12 protein-coding genes are annotated in these 16,022 nt (G+C 41.7%); 7 read left to right on the top strand and 5 right to left on the bottom strand.

Features of this window, described 5'->3' with window-relative positions:
* Window positions 1-161: 161 nt before the first annotated feature.
* On the top strand, window positions 162-875 hold the full coding sequence (locus LG336_RS24695; protein WP_404333278.1) for a PRC-barrel domain-containing protein: 714 nt from the start codon (window positions 162-164) through the stop codon (window positions 873-875).
* Window positions 876-957: 82 nt separating this feature from the next.
* Here LG336_RS24695 and LG336_RS24690 read toward each other — a convergent pair whose 3' ends face one another.
* On the bottom strand, window positions 958-1,578 hold the full coding sequence (locus tag LG336_RS24690) for a DUF3298 domain-containing protein (RefSeq protein WP_404330123.1): 621 nt from the start codon (window positions 1,576-1,578) through the stop codon (window positions 958-960).
* A gap of 661 nt (window positions 1,579-2,239) precedes the next feature.
* Here LG336_RS24690 and LG336_RS24685 point away from each other — a divergent pair.
* The 6 genes from LG336_RS24685 to LG336_RS24660 all read left to right on the top strand — a co-directional run bounded on the left by LG336_RS24685 (window position 2,240) and on the right by LG336_RS24660 (window position 9,923).
* Window positions 2,240-3,592: a glycosyltransferase gene (locus tag LG336_RS24685; RefSeq protein ID WP_404330122.1), complete on the top strand. Its 1,353-nt coding sequence runs from the start codon at window positions 2,240-2,242 to the stop codon at window positions 3,590-3,592.
* A 300-nt stretch (window positions 3,593-3,892) separates the two neighbouring features.
* On the top strand, window positions 3,893-4,792 hold the full coding sequence (locus LG336_RS24680; protein ID WP_404330121.1) for a carbohydrate kinase family protein: 900 nt from the start codon (window positions 3,893-3,895) through the stop codon (window positions 4,790-4,792).
* A gap of 428 nt (window positions 4,793-5,220) precedes the next feature.
* A complete protein-coding gene (locus LG336_RS24675) occupies window positions 5,221-6,600 on the top strand; it encodes an MFS transporter (protein WP_404330120.1) in 1,380 nt (459 codons plus the stop codon).
* A 390-nt stretch (window positions 6,601-6,990) separates the two neighbouring features.
* On the top strand, window positions 6,991-8,022 hold the full coding sequence (gene dctP / locus LG336_RS24670) for a TRAP transporter substrate-binding protein DctP (RefSeq protein WP_404330119.1): 1,032 nt from the start codon (window positions 6,991-6,993) through the stop codon (window positions 8,020-8,022).
* A 93-nt stretch (window positions 8,023-8,115) separates the two neighbouring features.
* Window positions 8,116-8,658 (top strand): TRAP transporter small permease, encoded by a 543-nt coding sequence (locus LG336_RS24665; protein WP_404330118.1) that lies wholly within the window; start codon window positions 8,116-8,118, stop codon window positions 8,656-8,658.
* Window positions 8,655-9,923: a TRAP transporter large permease gene (locus LG336_RS24660; protein ID WP_404330117.1), complete on the top strand. Its 1,269-nt coding sequence runs from the start codon at window positions 8,655-8,657 to the stop codon at window positions 9,921-9,923. Before LG336_RS24665 ends, LG336_RS24660 begins: the two co-directional genes overlap by 4 nt.
* Window positions 9,924-10,297: 374 nt before the next feature.
* Here the strand turns inward: LG336_RS24660 and LG336_RS24655 are convergent, their stop codons facing one another.
* From LG336_RS24655 to LG336_RS24640, 4 genes are all read right to left on the bottom strand, one after another.
* Entirely contained in the window at window positions 10,298-11,854 is a 1,557-nt protein-coding gene (locus LG336_RS24655) for a BCCT family transporter (protein WP_404330116.1), read from the bottom strand.
* A gap of 625 nt (window positions 11,855-12,479) precedes the next feature.
* The gene (locus LG336_RS24650; protein WP_404330115.1) at window positions 12,480-13,457 is read right to left on the bottom strand and encodes a TIGR03943 family putative permease subunit; all 978 of its coding nucleotides are present in this window, start codon (window positions 13,455-13,457) and stop codon (window positions 12,480-12,482) included.
* Window positions 13,458-13,469: 12 nt separating this feature from the next.
* Complete coding sequence (locus LG336_RS24645) at window positions 13,470-14,468, bottom strand: permease (RefSeq protein WP_404330114.1); 999 nt, start codon at window positions 14,466-14,468, stop codon at window positions 13,470-13,472.
* A 116-nt stretch (window positions 14,469-14,584) separates the two neighbouring features.
* Window positions 14,585-15,811, bottom strand: a complete 1,227-nt coding sequence (locus tag LG336_RS24640; RefSeq protein WP_404330113.1) for a metal ABC transporter solute-binding protein, Zn/Mn family — start codon at window positions 15,809-15,811, stop codon at window positions 14,585-14,587.
* Window positions 15,812-16,022: the final 211 nt, after the last annotated feature.

Here is a 16,022-nt window from a genome sequence, read left to right as displayed (position 1 = left end):
ATTAAGATAGAAAAAGAGTTCATTACCTCCATAAACGATTGGTATTGAAGGCATGTCGAGTGATTTGAGGCTTTAACGCAATTGTAGCAATCAATCCCCCTAACATATTTAAACGTTGGGAGGGAGAGTTTACTACCACTTTCAACTTGTAGAGGAGGAAGATATTTATTTTTTATAAAGGAAAAGAGATAAAGAAATATGATATCCGTGCGAAGGACGGGAATATTGGAACGGTACATGATCTCTTAATAGACGAAAAGCAATGGACAACACGTTATTTGGTCGTTGATACACGCAAGTGGTTACCAGGAAAGAAAGTGCTTATTTCGCCCATGTCGATTCTGACAGTGAATGATTTAGAAGGATGTATCGAGCTCAATTTAACACAAGCAGAGATTAAAAATAGTCCTGGATTGGATGAAGATCAACCGATATCTAGGCAGTATGAACTTGATTTTGGAAATTACTATGGCTATGCACCTTACTGGACTGCAGAGAATGGCCTTTGGGGTCTTTACTCAAGCCCAAGTGAATTGGTGCAAAATACACATGAAAACGTTAGAGTCCAAGTCGATACCAATGAGGAATCCCATTTACGAAGTTTAGAAGAGGTGTCAGGATATCACATCCATGCCAAAGATGGAAGGATTGGTCATGCAGAAGACTTTATCATTTGTGATCGGACATGGGCCGTTCGTTCCGTTGAGGTTGATACCAAAAACTTTTGGCCAGGAAAACACGTCCTCTTTTCACCAGAGTGGATAACAGATATTAGTTGGATGGAGAGGGCTGTATATCTTGGGCTAACAAAAGAGACCATTGAGAATGGACCTGAATCATTGCCAAGGGATGAAATCCCTTATGTGAGCAAATGAGGTGGGACAAAGGGACAGGCACCTTGTCCCAGGGAGCATCCCTGATGCTTGGGACAAGGGACCTGTCCCCGTGTCCCAAGCATTAGTTGTTCTGTGCAAGTCTCCCGAGTGGACCATCTTCAACGATGATATCCTGTAAATCATAGACAGAAAGAGGGAACATTGGAAATCCGAAAACATATGGAGTGAGGTCGTATAGCTGAAAATAGATGACAAGTGTTTTGTCAGCAAGGTAAAAATCCTGGTCAGGTTTAATGGTTGTGAACTCTTCCAGAAGCGGAATTTCCCGTTCTGTAATTTGCGATTGGATTAAGCTGGAAATTCTGTTGATATAATCACTATCTGGTTTAAATAAGTCTTTCAGCCGCACCCGTTTGCCTTGTTTTAAATCAAAGGTTAAAGATTTGATATACGTCATCCCATGGGCTGCTTGATGGTGGTAGGTATAATTAGAAAACGAAAAGCTTAGGACATCTCGTTGATTATTCTTCACTTCGTACGTGCCCAACATTTCGACAACGGTTGAAGGAGATTGATTGACTTGTAGATTGATGAGTTGTTGAGTTTGACCGACAATGGAACGATTGATCAACTGTTCCAATCTTGTGTTCCTTATTCCAATTACTCTTGGGTAAAAAAACTGTTGGTCAGGTCCATTGCTGACTTTCAGTGTTCTCATTTGGGCGGGGAAGGTGACCGTCATCGTTATTCCTCCTTTATCACCCATGGTATTCGGTTTGGGCTTCGTGGTGCTTGTAACAACGTGGAGAAGGTTCATGGGTAAGTAAAAACGAGTGGAATTTACTCGCGAATGAGAAGGGATTTTAGACCAGTTACTTTCGAACCAGTGCCAATAAACGTTGATGTGGCAAGGCGAGTTTAACCAAACGTTTGATTAGTATATCTTAATCGTGGACGACGGATATCCAGGGGACTATCGGCTTCTTCTACGAATGTGACACTTTCTTCTCATCTGTAGACCAGTAGAAATTTGAGTCCGCAAGCCCATCTAGAATGGTCCAATGAGAATAATAGAATTGGTAAGGGAAGGAGAATCACTTTTTAGTTGATTCTCCTTCCTTTTGTTGACTTTGTCATAGGTTTCTGATTGCGTCTACAGAACCGAAGGACGTTCAAAAAGAGAAGCAGAACCGTCCCAATTGCTTCCAAAGAAAAAACTTTTCAAGGGTGAAGGGTTTTGTAAATTTTTGTCGAATGATTAATGATGCTATTTGTAGCTGGAAGGTTAATCCATCCTGTTTTAGCTCTATAAAACGGCAATAAGTGGTTCTATTAATTTTGTAAAGGATATGCTACTTTATCTTAGAGTAGTATATTGCTTAATGTAGAGAGTAGGTGCTTCTATGAAACCCGGAATTCATTCAAATCCTACACCGTTCGAAGTGAAACGGAAGGAACGGTATGTTCCAGTCATAGCTAAGTTTTGGTTTAGCCATTTGTTTGCTCTTCTATGGTTGTGTTTTTCTTTTTATCTGTCTCTTCCGTGGTTGCATCAGTTAGCGGAAATTGTTTCGCTTCCCCTTGCGATTCTCATAATCGGAGGGATTTCTTATTTGCCTGGTTATATGAATGCGTTTCTGTTACTAAGCTTGATTTTAGATAAACAGCCTGCTTTTAAAAATGAGTTTCCTACTGAGCAGGTGACGGTGCTAATCGCTGCTTATAATGAAGAGGAGCAGATTTTTGAAACTTTGAGTTATCTTGATAAACAGGATTATCAGGGGAAGATGCAGGCAATTGTAATCAATAATGGTTCTAAGGATCGTACGGTTGCTGAGGTTGAAAGGGCCATGAAGGAACTTTCATTTCCGATTGAATTAATGCACGAGGATAAACAAGGAAAGTTTCATGCTTTGAACTTAGGGTTACAAGCTGTGAAAACTCCTTATGTGATTACGTTAGATGCCGATACTTTGCTTCATCCGTCGTCGATACGATATCTTGTTGCGCGCATGAAGTCTAGCCCTGAAGAGGTAGCTGCTGTGGCTGGTTCAGTTTTGGTAAAAAACAGTAGAGAGAATTTATGGACGAAGCTTCAGGAATGGGACTATTTCTTAGGGATTGCTTCGATTAAAAGACTCCAAGGTTTGTATCAAGGGACCTTGGTGGCGCAAGGTGCGTATAGCCTCTATAAAACGGATTGTTTAAAGGAGGTTGGCGGTTGGCCGGATGCAATAGGGGAGGACATAGTTTTAACCTGGCGCTTGCTACAGAAAAATTGGAAGGTTTATTTTGAACCACTGGCTGTGTCGTTTACCGAAGTTCCATCAACTCTGAAACATTTTATTCGTCAAAGAGCAAGGTGGGCAAGGGGCATGATTGAAGGGTTAAATGAAGTAAAGCCATGGAAACAGCCACAACTTTACGTAAAATACCTCACTGGCGTCAACCTGGCGATGCCCTATCTAGATTTCACCTATACATTCTTCTGGATTCCTGGACTGATTTTAGCATTCTTCGGTTATTTCTGGATTGTCGGACCCATGACCTTATTCGTTCTACCACTTACAATCTTAAGTTATTCAATTCTCTTTTTCTATCAACGGAAATACGTTTTTAACCCATTAAATCTCCGCATTCGTAAAAATAAATTCGGCCTTCTGTTCTATATTCTCGGCTATCAAATGATTATGTCGCCTATATCCGTTTATGGGTATGTGCAGGAGACGTTTAGGTTTAAGCGGAAGTGGAAATAAAAAGCAAAAGGACGATTCTCTTGCTTCCATACAAATATGGGAAGTGGAGAATCGTCCCTTTTGATTCAAAAAGATAGCGTTTAATAAATTGGGGACAGGTTCATTGTTCCGGGTGGGACAGAGGGACAGGTTCATTGTCCCGGCGCAAACCGTTGCCTGGACAAATGAACCTATCCCCCTACGCAAGCAAGCCCAAAAGAAGCAAAGAAGTTGTAAGAACTTTACTCGGTGTTTTATTTCTATATAATAATGAAATAACTTCTGCGCTAAAAATGGGCAGACTTTTGGGGGGGCATGAGTTTGGAAAAACAGGGGATTATTTCGCTTGGAGAAGCGTTTGTCGATTACATTGCAACTGACAGGACGAACACGAAGTACCAACCGTTTTTAGGTGGGGCTACGGTGAATGTTGCGGTGGGGGTTAGTCGGCTTGGGATCGCTTCCTATTATTTGTGCAAATTAGGAACGGATGAGAAGAGTCGGTTTGTAGAAGAAGAATTGCATAGAGTGGGGGTTTCTACAGACTATTGCGTACGAACACCAACTAAACAGATTTGCGGAGTGTATGTACATATAACGGAAAAAGGTGAGAGGGAGTTTCACTCTTACATCAATCAAACCCCAGATGAGGTATTGACAGCCGAGCAGCTTGAAAAAAGTTTATTTAAAAAGGCTCGAGTGTTTTACTTTGGTTCAGGAACCTTGTTTCACCCTACTGCTTTAGAGACAACAAAAGTGGCTCTCGGTTATGCTCAGAAATCCAAGTGTATGGTCGCATTTGATGCAAACTTGCGTCAAAGGCGCTGGGAGAGTGAGGAGCAATGTCGGGAAACGGTCATGTCGTTTGTTGGGAAAGCCGATGTCGTGAAACTAGCGGAAGACGAATTGAGATTCCTTACGAAGACTGATTCGGTGGCAGAAGGGATTGAAGCTTTTGCAAAGTTGGGGATACGCTATCTTTTTATTACGGTAGGGAGTGAGGGCGCCTATGTAGTGGTTGAAGGCAAGAGTGCTCATGTACCAGGTGAAAAGGTTCAAGCTGTCGATACGACAGGTGCAGGGGATGCCTTTATGGCCACTCTGATTGGAAGGTTTTACGAAAATGAGAATCCTACTTTTAAACAGGTGTTGGAATATACTAGCTATGCGAATCATATTGGAGCGTTAGCTTCTATGAAAGTCGGGGCTACTGAACAGTGACGAGCTCGTAGCCATGCTTGACTGCCTCTTCCGGTACACTTTGGAAGGAGCAGTGACCTGTTAAAGTCGCCCCATATGTACGCACAATAACTACCAGAGCACTCGAAATATAAATTCAAATAATCAATATCACCTATGTCTACTAATCGCTTTTCTCAATGGGACAAAGGGACAGGTTCCTTGTCCCAGAGTATGAATGTTTCGCGTGGCCCATTTCTCTGCGTAAATAAACTTCTCAGCATGTATCCTTGGGACAAGGGACCTGTCCCCGCGTCCGGAAGCAGCATAGGTAAAACCCTTGCTTTCTCCAAAAATTGAAAGAATACATAGAATTATCTAAAATTATAGGTTATACTTACTGTACTGAACGGTCGGTATGTTACCGGAATAATTTTTAACAAGGGGAATTTAGTTTAGGGGGATGAAGGATGTTAGCGGAAAAGCAGCAAGTTACTCAGAGTAGTCATGTCCAGGTAGAGAGACCGGGGCATAAGGAGATGTTGAATTACGGGTTAGGATTCTTTGGGGTAATCCTTACCTGGACATTGGTTGGAACGTTTCTGACTTTTTATTACACAGATGTAGCAGGGATTTCTGCAGGAGTAGTTGGAACCTTGATGCTTGTGGCTCGTTTATTTGATGGGGTAACAGATATCGGGATGGGTACGCTAGTCGACCGCACAAAGTCCAAACACGGGAAGGCTCGACCTTGGATTTTGTGGATGGGGATTCCGCTTGGTGTTGTTACCTTATTATTATTCTCGGTGCCAGACATCGGGGAGGGTGGTAAGATTGTTTATGCTTACGTCACCTATATTCTTTTAATTTTAGTGTATACAGCCATGTCGATTCCTTATAAAACCTTGCTTGGTTACATGACGCAAGAACCGCAGGGGCGGTCAGTTTTAAACATTTACACAGGAATTTTCACAATGTTAGCGACTCTTGTGATTACCATTTTAGCACAACCGGTGGCAAGTGCTATTGGCGGCAAAACAGGGTGGGCAGTGGTTGCCGGGGTCAGTGGGGCCACCATCATTCTTACGAGTTATCTCGCTTTCCGCTCTACGAAGGAGAGAGTCGGTCAATCCACTGCAGCTAAAAAGGACAACGTCGAACTAAAAGTGGGCTTAAAAGCGTTGTTCATGAATAAGTATTGGCTCATTATGACTTTATACTGTGTCGTTACCTATACGTTAAACGCTCTTGTCACAGGAGCTGGCTTATATTATACAACGTATATCCTTGGAAATGCGGCCTATTTCTCCATTGCTAGCTTATTGCTGTTTGTTCCATCGATGATTGGATTCTTTTTCGCTGCAAAATTAACCGATAACTTTGGAAAACGCAACATTGCTTTGGTTGTTTCGGTTATTGGTATTTTCGGGCCAATCATTAAGCTTATCGATCCAACTAGTCTTCCAATCTTTCTAACAGGAACAGTTATTCAAGGGTTCGGTTTAGTGCCGACGATCATGTTCATTTATGCCATGATCAATGATACCGCTGAATATGGCGAATGGAAATTTGGGTTTAGAACACAAGGCTTGGTCAACAGTGCGGCAAGCTTCGGAATGAAAGTAGGGGCAGGACTTGGAGGAGCACTCATCGGTTGGCTACTGGCATTCGGAGGCTATGTCGGAGCAGCGGCCGAACAAACCGCCAGTGCGACAACAATGATTATTGCCTTGAACATCTACCTCCCATTAGGCTTAGCTGTCTTCCAAGCCATCTTAATGTGGATGTACAAGCTAGATAAGCAATACCCGCAAATTCTTAAGGAATTGCATGAGAGGAAAATGCGGTAGGGGTAGGGACAGTGGGACAGGTTCCGTGTCCCAAAGAATATGAAAGGAACACAAGGGAGGTCCATAACCGCCCTTGTGTTTCTTTATTTTGGTTTCAGGTTTAGGAAGTGCTAATAAAATGAGGAAGAGTGCGAATAGAGAGGGTATCTGCAACTAGAAAGGTGATATGCTAATAGATCGGAGAAAAGCGCGAATCGAGTGAGACAAGAGACCTGTCCCCGCGTCCCACCACGAATGTGCATCCTGATAATTAATAATTTTAGGAAAATAGTAAACTATTAATGCTATTTGAATAATTTTCGTTTATAATAACAATAACTTTAGTGCGTATACGCTTTTAAGCGTTAAAGTACGACATATTAAAATAATCATATAAAGGGGTAATTTGTTTTGAAACGACTTAAGTTATTGATGATGATGGCTGTAGTATTAAGCCTTTTGGTGCTGAGTGCTTGTGGTGGAGGGGAAAAGAATGCCTCTACGGAGCAAGGGGAAAGTGAAAATGATAGCGATGTTATTAAGATTAAAGTAGGTCATATCTCGCCGGATGATCAAGCATACGCGATTGGGTTTAAGGAGTATGCGGAAGCGGTGGAGGAAGCGACAGACGGTAAGGTTCAATTTGAGATTTTTGGAAATGGTGCCTTAGGTGGCGAGCGGGAATTGCTTGAAGGTGTACAATTAGGAACATTGGATATGAGTTTGATTACAACTGGTGTGGTGACAAACTTTGTTCCGGAAGTGGCTGTGATTGAGTTTCCGTTTTTATTTAGAGATTTAGACCATACGTATAAAACACTAGATGGTGAAATCGGACAAGAATTGCTAGACAAAATGTCTGAATCCAATCTAAAAGGAATTGCCTTTTGGGAAAACGGTGAGCGTTATGTCGCCAACAGCCAGCGACCAGTCAAAGCCGTGGAAGATTTAAAAGGGTTAAAAATGAGAACGATTGAAAGTGAACTATTGCTAGACATGTATAGTGCGCTGGGTACCAATGCAACGCCAATGGCTTTTCCTGAAGTATACAACGGTTTACAGCAAGGTGTGATTGACGGTTCAGACTTCTCAACAGGTGTGTACTATACAACAAAGGTGTACGAGCAGTCGAAGCACTTCTCAGAAGTCCCACTTTATTATGCATCTGCGACTCTAGTAATCAATCAAGAGCTTTTTGACTCCATGCCTGAAGATGTTCAAAAAGTAATCGTGGATCTTGGTAAAGAGTATGCAGCAAAGCAGCGCCAAATCAATCAAGATTTAATGGAAGAATACAAACAGAACTTAGTTGCTGATGGAGTGGAGATTATCCCGGCTGAAGAAATAGATATCGATGGATTCCGTCAAGCGGTTGAATCTGTTTATGAAAAGCATGCAGACAGTTATGGAGATTACATTGAACGAATTCAAAATGTAGAGTAAGCATCAAACTTTCATGTTAAAAGTAAAGAAAGACTTTGGGAGAGGATGTTTTCTCAAAGTCTTTTTTCATCCTTCATTTTGTAAAGGAGAATTATGATGAAGATAATCTGTTGGCTTGATGAACATATTGAAAAAGTCTTTTTAGTGTTCTTTTCCGTCATCATGGTAGCTGTCATCTTTTTGCAGGTCGTCATGAGGCAGTTGGACCATTCGCTATCCTGGTCGGAAGAACTAGCCCGTTATTGTTTTATTTGGCTGATTTATATTGGAATCAGCTTTGGTGTTAAAGAACAAAAGCATGTAAAAATAGATGCTTTACTGGTTTTCTTAAATAAAAAGGGTCAGGCTCTCCTTCATTTCATCGCGAATCTTTTCTTTATGGCATTTGCACTCTATGTGTTGATATTTGGGTATGAGTTGGCCAATCAATTATTGCAATTTGGGCAAAAATCCCCTGCGAATCAGATTCCAATGGGCTTTGTCTATATGGCTACCCCATTTGGAATGGGGCTGACCTTGATTCGCTTGGTTCAGAATCAAATCAAATTAATTCGTACATTCATGGATAAGAGTGAGGTCACTCATTCGAATAGAGAAACTATTTCTGAAAATAAAGAGAGGAGGATCACCTCATGACAACGGCAATCTTATTTGGCAGCTTTGCCGCGTTATTAGTGTTAACTGTACCAATTGGGATTGCCCTAGCGCTAGCCACTCTTATTACGATTGCCTTTTCCGGCACGATGCCGCTGCAATTTTTAGCAAAAGAATTGGTCACTTCGGTTGATTCCTTTCCATTATTGGCTGTACCGTTCTTTATACTTGCAGGAGAAATTATGGGCAAAGGCGGAATTTCCAAAAGATTGTTCGGGGTCGCGAGTGCCATGGTCGGGAACAAAACAGGCGGATTGGCAATTGCGACGATCATTACCTGTATGTTCTTTGCCGCTATTTCCGGTTCTGGTCCTGCGACTGTTGCCGCTATTGGTGGGGTGATGATTCCGTTCATGGTTCAAGAGGGCTATGATCGAGGATTTGCTACCGCGACGGTGGCAGCTGCCGGTTCGATTGGAATTATTATTCCACCTAGTATTCCAATGGTCATGTTTGGCGTAACCGCAAGTGCATCTGTTGGAGACTTATTCCTTTCGGGGATTATTCCAGGTGTGTTAATCGGACTCGCAATGATGTTTTGGGCTTGGTATTATTCGAAGAAAATGGGCTACAAAGGCTTAGCAGAGAAGACTTCGTTAAAGAAAATTGTTCAGGCTATTTGGGATGCAAAGTGGGCCTTATTGATTCCAATCATTATTTTAGGTGGTATTTATGGAGGGATCTTTACTCCAACCGAAGCCGCTGTAGTGGCCGTGGTGTACGGTTTATTTGCAGCAATGGTTTTATATCGCGAGCTATCGTTCAAAGATCTACCGAAAGTGATCTATCAATCAGCCCTTACAACAGCCACGGTTTTGATTATCGTCGGTGCTGCCAATGCTTTTGGACGGCTATTAACCATCGAACAGATTCCAAATAAAATCGCGAATTGGTTAATGACCATTTCGAGTAATCCAACTGTCATTATCTTACTTATTATGGTGTTGCTCTTATTTGTCGGAATGGTCATGGATCCAATCGCCGCGATCATTATATTAACACCGATTCTATTGCCAGTCGTGACTCAAGTAGGCTATGATCCCATACATTTTGGCGTGTTGATGATTATTAACTTAGCCATTGGCTATTTTACGCCTCCAGTAGGCGTAAACTTATTTGTTGGATCAAGTATTTCCGGTGTCCCAATGGGGCAGTTATCAAAAGCGGCCCTCCCATACATTGGAACCATGATCATCATCCTCCTACTCGTAACCTTCCTCCCGCAGATCGCATTGTTGTTTGTCTAAAGGAGGGACAGGTCCCGTGTCCCAGCAGATATGTAGATAAACAGGGTCGGTCTAGAATGGATCGTCCCTGTTTTGCGTATGTAGAAATCAAACCACTTGAGTGGGATGAGTTCTTATGTGAAATATAGTCCCGTGGAACCTGGAAAAGTGAAGTAGAAGTGAGGAACCTTCAAATAGAAAAGTGATGTGCAAATAGAACCTGGGAAAGTGCAAATAAAAGTACCCAATCTGCAAATGGACAGAGGAATTCTGGAAATAGAAGTGGGAAATCTTCAAATAGAAAAAGCGAGACAGAGGACAGGCCCCTCGTCCCAAAAAAACAACGCCCCAACCGAAATTGGGACGTTGTTTTTTTAAATAGTTTGCTATTGTTATTATCCTGCTTCCTTAACATCCTTTTTGCTTTGGGCAGCCATTGCTTTCTTTTGAGCCAGTGGAAACTGACCAATTCCAAGCTCTTTTGCTTCTTGTTTTAAAGATTTCAGGAAGCTGATGACCATTAACACCATAATGGCTGAAAATGGGAGAGCTGCAATAATCATGGTGTTCTCAAGTGCTTGCAGGCCTCCAGAGTATAGGAGAATTAAAGCAGTCGTTGAGAGATAGACACCCCAAGTGACTTTAATGGCTGAGCTTGGGTTTTGCGAGCCATTCGTTGTCATCATTCCGAGAACGAATGTACCAGAATCCGCTGACGTGACAAAGAACGTCACAATAATCAAAATGGCTAATAGTGATAACGCCATGCTAAGTGGGAACCCTTCTAACACGCCGAAAAGAGATTCCTCAGCAGCTAAGGACGAAATCGAAAGCAGCCCTGTAGTTTCTGTGACGATGGCTGCACTTCCAAATGTTGTAAACCAAAGGAAGCCAATAACCGACGGAACGAGTAAAACACAGATAACAAACTCACGAATCGTTCGTCCCTTTGAAATCCTCGCAATAAATACCCCAACAAATGGAGCCCAGGCAATCCACCATGCCCAATAAAAAATTGTCCATCCATTAATCCATTCGCGGCCGCCTTCGTTCAGGGGAGCAATCCGAAAACTCATGTTAATGAAATTTTGCAAATAAGCCCCTACCGTATCAGTAAATAAGTTAAGAATAAACAGAGTCGGGCCGAAAATAAAGACAACTAAAAAGAGGACAGCCGTAAGCCCCATATTCAAGTTACTTAGGATTTTAATCCCCTTGCTTAGACCCGTTAAGGCCGAAATCATAAATAACACGGTCAAAACAAGAATGATAACGGTTTGACTTGTCATCGTACTAGGTACATCAAATAGGTAGGACAGTCCACCGTTAATTTGCATCGCACCGAATCCTAAAGTGGTAGCAACCCCAATTACGGTCGAAATGACCGCAATGACATCAATCGCCTTCCCGACAGCTCCATCGGCATGTTTCCCAATTAGCGGTCGTAAAGTTCGGCTAATTAAGTTCAGTTCCCCTTTTCTGAAGGTAAAATAAGCCAGAACCATCGCAACCGAACCGTAGATGGCCCAAGCATGAATCCCCCAGTGGAAGAAAGTAAACCTCATGGCATCCTTTATTCCTTGATCCGTGCCCTCTTGTCCTGTAGGAGAACTAACCATGTAATGGCTAATAGGTTCAGCTGTACCGTAAAAAATCAACCCGATCCCCACACCTGCACTAAAAAGCATCGCAAGCCAAGTTGGACGTGAAAACTCAGGCTTATCCTCCTGTTTCCCGAGCTTAATCCGACCAACTGGACTTAATAATAAATAGAAGCACACAAACACAAACAACGAAACAACCACAAGGTAATACCACCCGAATGAATCCGTAATAACCCCTTGTGCGCTACTCGTGATTTGTTCTAGCGTTTCGGGCATCGTGATTCCCATTAAAACAAGACCCGTCACGATTGCTAATGATACATAAAAAACGGTTGAAGCATTTTTCATATTAAATTTTAACTCCCATCTTTGATCTATTCGCAGAGGGTTTACTTCGATTGGTGAACATATAAAATGCAAAACCACATGATAAAAGAAATTTTTTAATGAAGTAATATGAAACTTAACCCTTAAAAATTGCGTTAATTCATTTACTCTAAACTACGACATTCTAAATCTCATAAAAATCCCATTGTCAATCTGTTTGGGTTTGGATAATTAGATTGAATACTGCAGAGGTATTAATGTATGGATTGTTTACAGGCGTTTTTAGGGGAATACTTTAACTATAACAAAAAACGCCGAAGCAAGCATATGCGATAAAACGGCTTATTTAACGCTCTAGCCGAACATACCATGTTGAGAAGGGTTGCCGAAGACATTTACTTAATATAACTCTCAGATCCTCACGATAAAGCGGAAATACGGGGATAGGGACAGAGGGACAGGCACCTTGTCCCAGTTTACCGATCCCCCGAACAATAGGTGTTTCAGGGAAGAACTTTGGGACAAGGAACCTGTCCCCGTGTCCCGCCCGAACAATAGATGTTTCAGAGGGTAGTTTTGGGACAAGGAACCTGTCCCCGTGTCCCGTCAATGAAAAACTTTGGGACGAGGGGCCCCGTGTCCGGTCTTACAATATTTTTATCGAAATGGGGTATAGATAAGGTTCTTTTGGTTCTTCGACTTCTTTCCAATTGGTTACTTTGATAATCGGGAGTTCGACTCCATTAAAGGTAGTCACATCTAGAACCCCCTTTGCCTGAATCCACGTATCTTGGTCAATGCTTGTAGATTCGGGTATCTCAGAAAGAAAGCCGATAATGCTTGCGTCTGCTACACAATGGGTAATCAAGAATCGTGAAAGGACAAGCTGATTCTGTTCAAGTCCGTCCTCTTTATAAACCATACCGGTCAACTCTATTTCCTTCCCTTTATAATGGTCAAGGTCACTCGCTATCTCATCATAAAAAGCTGCAAACACAGAATCTTCCATATCGATTTTATTGCTTTGTTTTAAATCATGAATCAATTGATCATACTCTTCCTTAGACATCAGATTCTCATATTCAAGTTCTAGTACTGCATTTTCCTCGATATAGGAATAGTCCTCGATTGGCTCTTCTTCACTAGTTTGCGAAGAATCCTCTGGTAAAACAGCGCTATCACCTACTGAAGTGCGATCTTCGTCTCCGTTAGCCTTTTGTTTTTGATTAGCCAAAACGGCCATTCCCCCTTTTTTATCAACAATGGAGGCATCCAACACCTTCGCGGGGAGAAAGAAGCCTGTTAATAAAGGAAATACAACAATTGAGTAGGAAATGAACTTCCGCATGGTAAAAGGGCTATCGCCATGGTCATGGTGATGATGACAACTATCTTCGCCCGGTTCATGGTTGCAAGTATGATGGTGTTCCTGTTTAGTCGTCCATATCCTTGTAATCTGGATGAGAAATAAGATTAAAAATAAAACAGATGCTACCTGGCTTAAACGAATATATTTAGGATTAATGAATTTTGTAATTTCATCTGATAGGTGTAATTTTAAAATTAATGCCATAAAAGCTAGCAATATCAATGCTCTAAGAGCCTGTTGAAAATGGAAATTCATGTTCTTTCCTCCTTATAGGAAACTCTGCAAGGATAACAGCGTGACAAAAACGGTTGCGGTTACCAGTGCAAGTACGCCAAGCACGAACTTTACCCTAAACACACTCAGCATGATTAACGTGTTTTTTAAATCAATCATTGGTCCATAAATCAAGAAACCAAGAATCGCAGAAGTAGGAAAGATACTGCTGAAGGAAGCACCGATAAATGCATCTGCCTCAGAGCATAAGGAAAGGACATAGGCTAGTCCCATCATCACGAATAAGGAAGAAACAGGCCCACTGCCTGCTTCCAGTAAGGCTTTGGCTGGCATATAAGTTTGAACAACGGCGGCAAGAAAAGCACCAAGGATTAAAAACTTGGCCATATCAAAAAACTCATCAATCGAGTGTGTGAGCATTGACCAAAACTTATTTAGGAAAGGTTGACTTTTCCCTGGATTATTAGGCTGAATATGGACGTTTGCTTGATTAAATTGCGTGCCTTTGAAAAACCAACTAACTAGGAAGGCCACAAAAACCGCAATCAAAAAACCTAATCCCATTCGTAGTGCAGCAATTTTTAAATCATTCCCAAAAGCCATATAGGTAGAGGCAATCACGATAGGGTTGATGAGTGGCCCTGTCAGCATAAATCCCACCGCAGCGTATATGGGTACCCCTTTGGAGACGAGGCGGCGAATGATCGGGACAATTCCGCATTCGCAAGCAGGGAAGAAGGCTCCCACGACACAACTCATGATAACAGCCATTGCTTTATTTTTAGGAATCCACCTTTGGATATGTTCTTCCGTAACAAAGATTTGAATGATCCCCGCAATCAAGACCCCGATTAAAACAAACGGCAAAGCCTCTATTAAAATACTAATAAAAATTGTATTTAAATTTAAAATGGAAGGGGGAAATTCCCACGCACCTCCAAATCCTGAACTAAACGATAAGACAAATAACAAAAAGGCGATAAGAAGAATGCCTGTAAAATCAATAATATTTGAACGAAAAACGCGATTCATGAATACCTCCATTATAAAGGGATGGTTCCTCTGATTCCATAATTGTATGGAAGCGGAGGAACCATTCCCTTGCTTTCATAGTAGCTAGTATTAAAGCGGAAGAACTTGCCCTTGCTTTAGTTTAATGCAGTCTCAATGGTTTTTAGATTGGCCCGCATGATGCTGAAGTAATCCTCATTCTTCTCAATGTTTTCGTCGGTGACCGATTCCAGATTGTGAAGAGTTAGAGATTCAGCTCCTATCTCTTTTTGAATGGTTTCGGCGACTTTTCCTGTAAGGTTTTGGTCAAAAATCACGTATGAAATTTGGTGTTCGTTTGACTCTTCGATGATGTTTTGCAAGCTTTTTTGTGATGGTTCCTGTGTAGGGGATAAGCCAGAAATGGCGATTTGTTCGATTCCATATCGTGCTTCCCAATATCCATAAGCTGAGTGTGCTACTAATAAATGTTTCGTGTTTGCCTGTTGAATCGTTGTTCGAAACTCTTCGTCAAGTTTCTCTAAGTCTATTTTTAATGAAGTGAAATTTTCTTCAAATTGTTTTACATGTTCTGGCATTAACTCAATTAAAGAGTCTTTAATGTTTTCAGCAAGTTGGATTGAAAGAATAGGGTCCAACCAAACATGGGGGTCCACATCGCCGTGATTATGATTGTGTTCCTCATGCTCCTGATTGGTATTTTCCGAATCTACCTCTTCTTCTTCATGTTCATGCTGGTGCTCCTCATCTGGATTTGAGGAATCCTCCTGATGTTCATGCTGATCGGAACCTTCGTCATCGGCATGTTCATCGTGGGCATGGCTTTCTTCATCATGAGCTTGGTCATCCTGGTGTTCCTGGTGAGTCTCTTCATCATGGGCATGATCATCCTCATGTTCTTGGTGATTTTCTTCATCATGGGCATGATCACCCTCGTGTTCCTGGTGGGTCTCATCCTCATGCTGATGTTCGTCTTCATCCAATTCTAAAAGGGTGAGTCCATTTCCTGCGGCTAAAAGGATCAAGTCCTCGTTTTTTAACGCCTCTGCAGCTCTTTCAGCAAAACCCTCGACCCCAACTCCGGAGTAAATAAATAAATCAGATTCTGCAAGAGCAACCATGTCTTTTGTAGAAGGTTCAAACGAATGAGCATCTGCGTTTGGAGGGTAAATACTACTTACTTCAACAAAGTCACCGCCAATTTTCTTCGTAAAATCCTCAAGAGGATAAATCGTTGTAACAACCTTCAACGTTTCAGTGTCTTTGTGCTCTTCCTCTGTAGTAGTGTTATCTGTCGTCCCACAAGCCGAAAGCAGCAAGCTTGAGGACAAAAGAGAGGTGGTCATCCATTTTTTAAAATTCATCTATAAGCACTCCAATCTTTATTAGTTTTTTATATGTAAATGATTAGTAGTTGAATATAATCGTAATCATTACGATTTATAGTCTAGTCTAGGACAAGCTGTTTTGTAAAGAGGAAATTTTTTGGATAGGAACAGCGCCTTGTCCCAGAGTTGGGACAGAGGGACAGGCACCTTGTCCCAGATTAATATATGACTCAGCTAAGTAACTCTC

Origin of the sequence: Mesobacillus maritimus, assembly GCF_044803185.1 — a bacterium.
Taxonomy (GTDB): Bacteria; Bacillota; Bacilli; order Bacillales; family Cytobacillaceae; genus Mesobacillus_B; species Mesobacillus_B maritimus_B.
Note: the sequence above shows the minus strand (reverse complement) of the source record. Positions and strands in the feature narration are given on the sequence as shown.

Excerpts from the sequence above, each read along its gene's own strand:
- LG336_RS24640 (WP_404330113.1), bottom strand. The coding sequence starts at position 15,811 with ATGAATTTTAAAAAATGGATGACCACCTCTCTTTTGTCCTCAAGCTTG.
- LG336_RS24665 (WP_404330118.1), top strand. The coding sequence starts at position 8,116 with ATGATGAAGATAATCTGTTGGCTTGATGAACATATTGAAAAAGTCTTT.
- LG336_RS24660 (WP_404330117.1), top strand. The coding sequence starts at position 8,655 with ATGACAACGGCAATCTTATTTGGCAGCTTTGCCGCGTTATTAGTGTTA.
- LG336_RS24650 (WP_404330115.1), bottom strand. The coding sequence starts at position 13,457 with ATGAATTTCCATTTTCAACAGGCTCTTAGAGCATTGATATTGCTAGCT.
- LG336_RS24645 (WP_404330114.1), bottom strand. The coding sequence starts at position 14,468 with ATGAATCGCGTTTTTCGTTCAAATATTATTGATTTTACAGGCATTCTT.
- LG336_RS24690 (WP_404330123.1), bottom strand. The coding sequence starts at position 1,578 with ATGACGGTCACCTTCCCCGCCCAAATGAGAACACTGAAAGTCAGCAAT.
- LG336_RS24685 (WP_404330122.1), top strand. The coding sequence starts at position 2,240 with ATGAAACCCGGAATTCATTCAAATCCTACACCGTTCGAAGTGAAACGG.
- LG336_RS24675 (WP_404330120.1), top strand. The coding sequence starts at position 5,221 with ATGTTAGCGGAAAAGCAGCAAGTTACTCAGAGTAGTCATGTCCAGGTA.
- LG336_RS24655 (WP_404330116.1), bottom strand. The coding sequence starts at position 11,854 with ATGAAAAATGCTTCAACCGTTTTTTATGTATCATTAGCAATCGTGACG.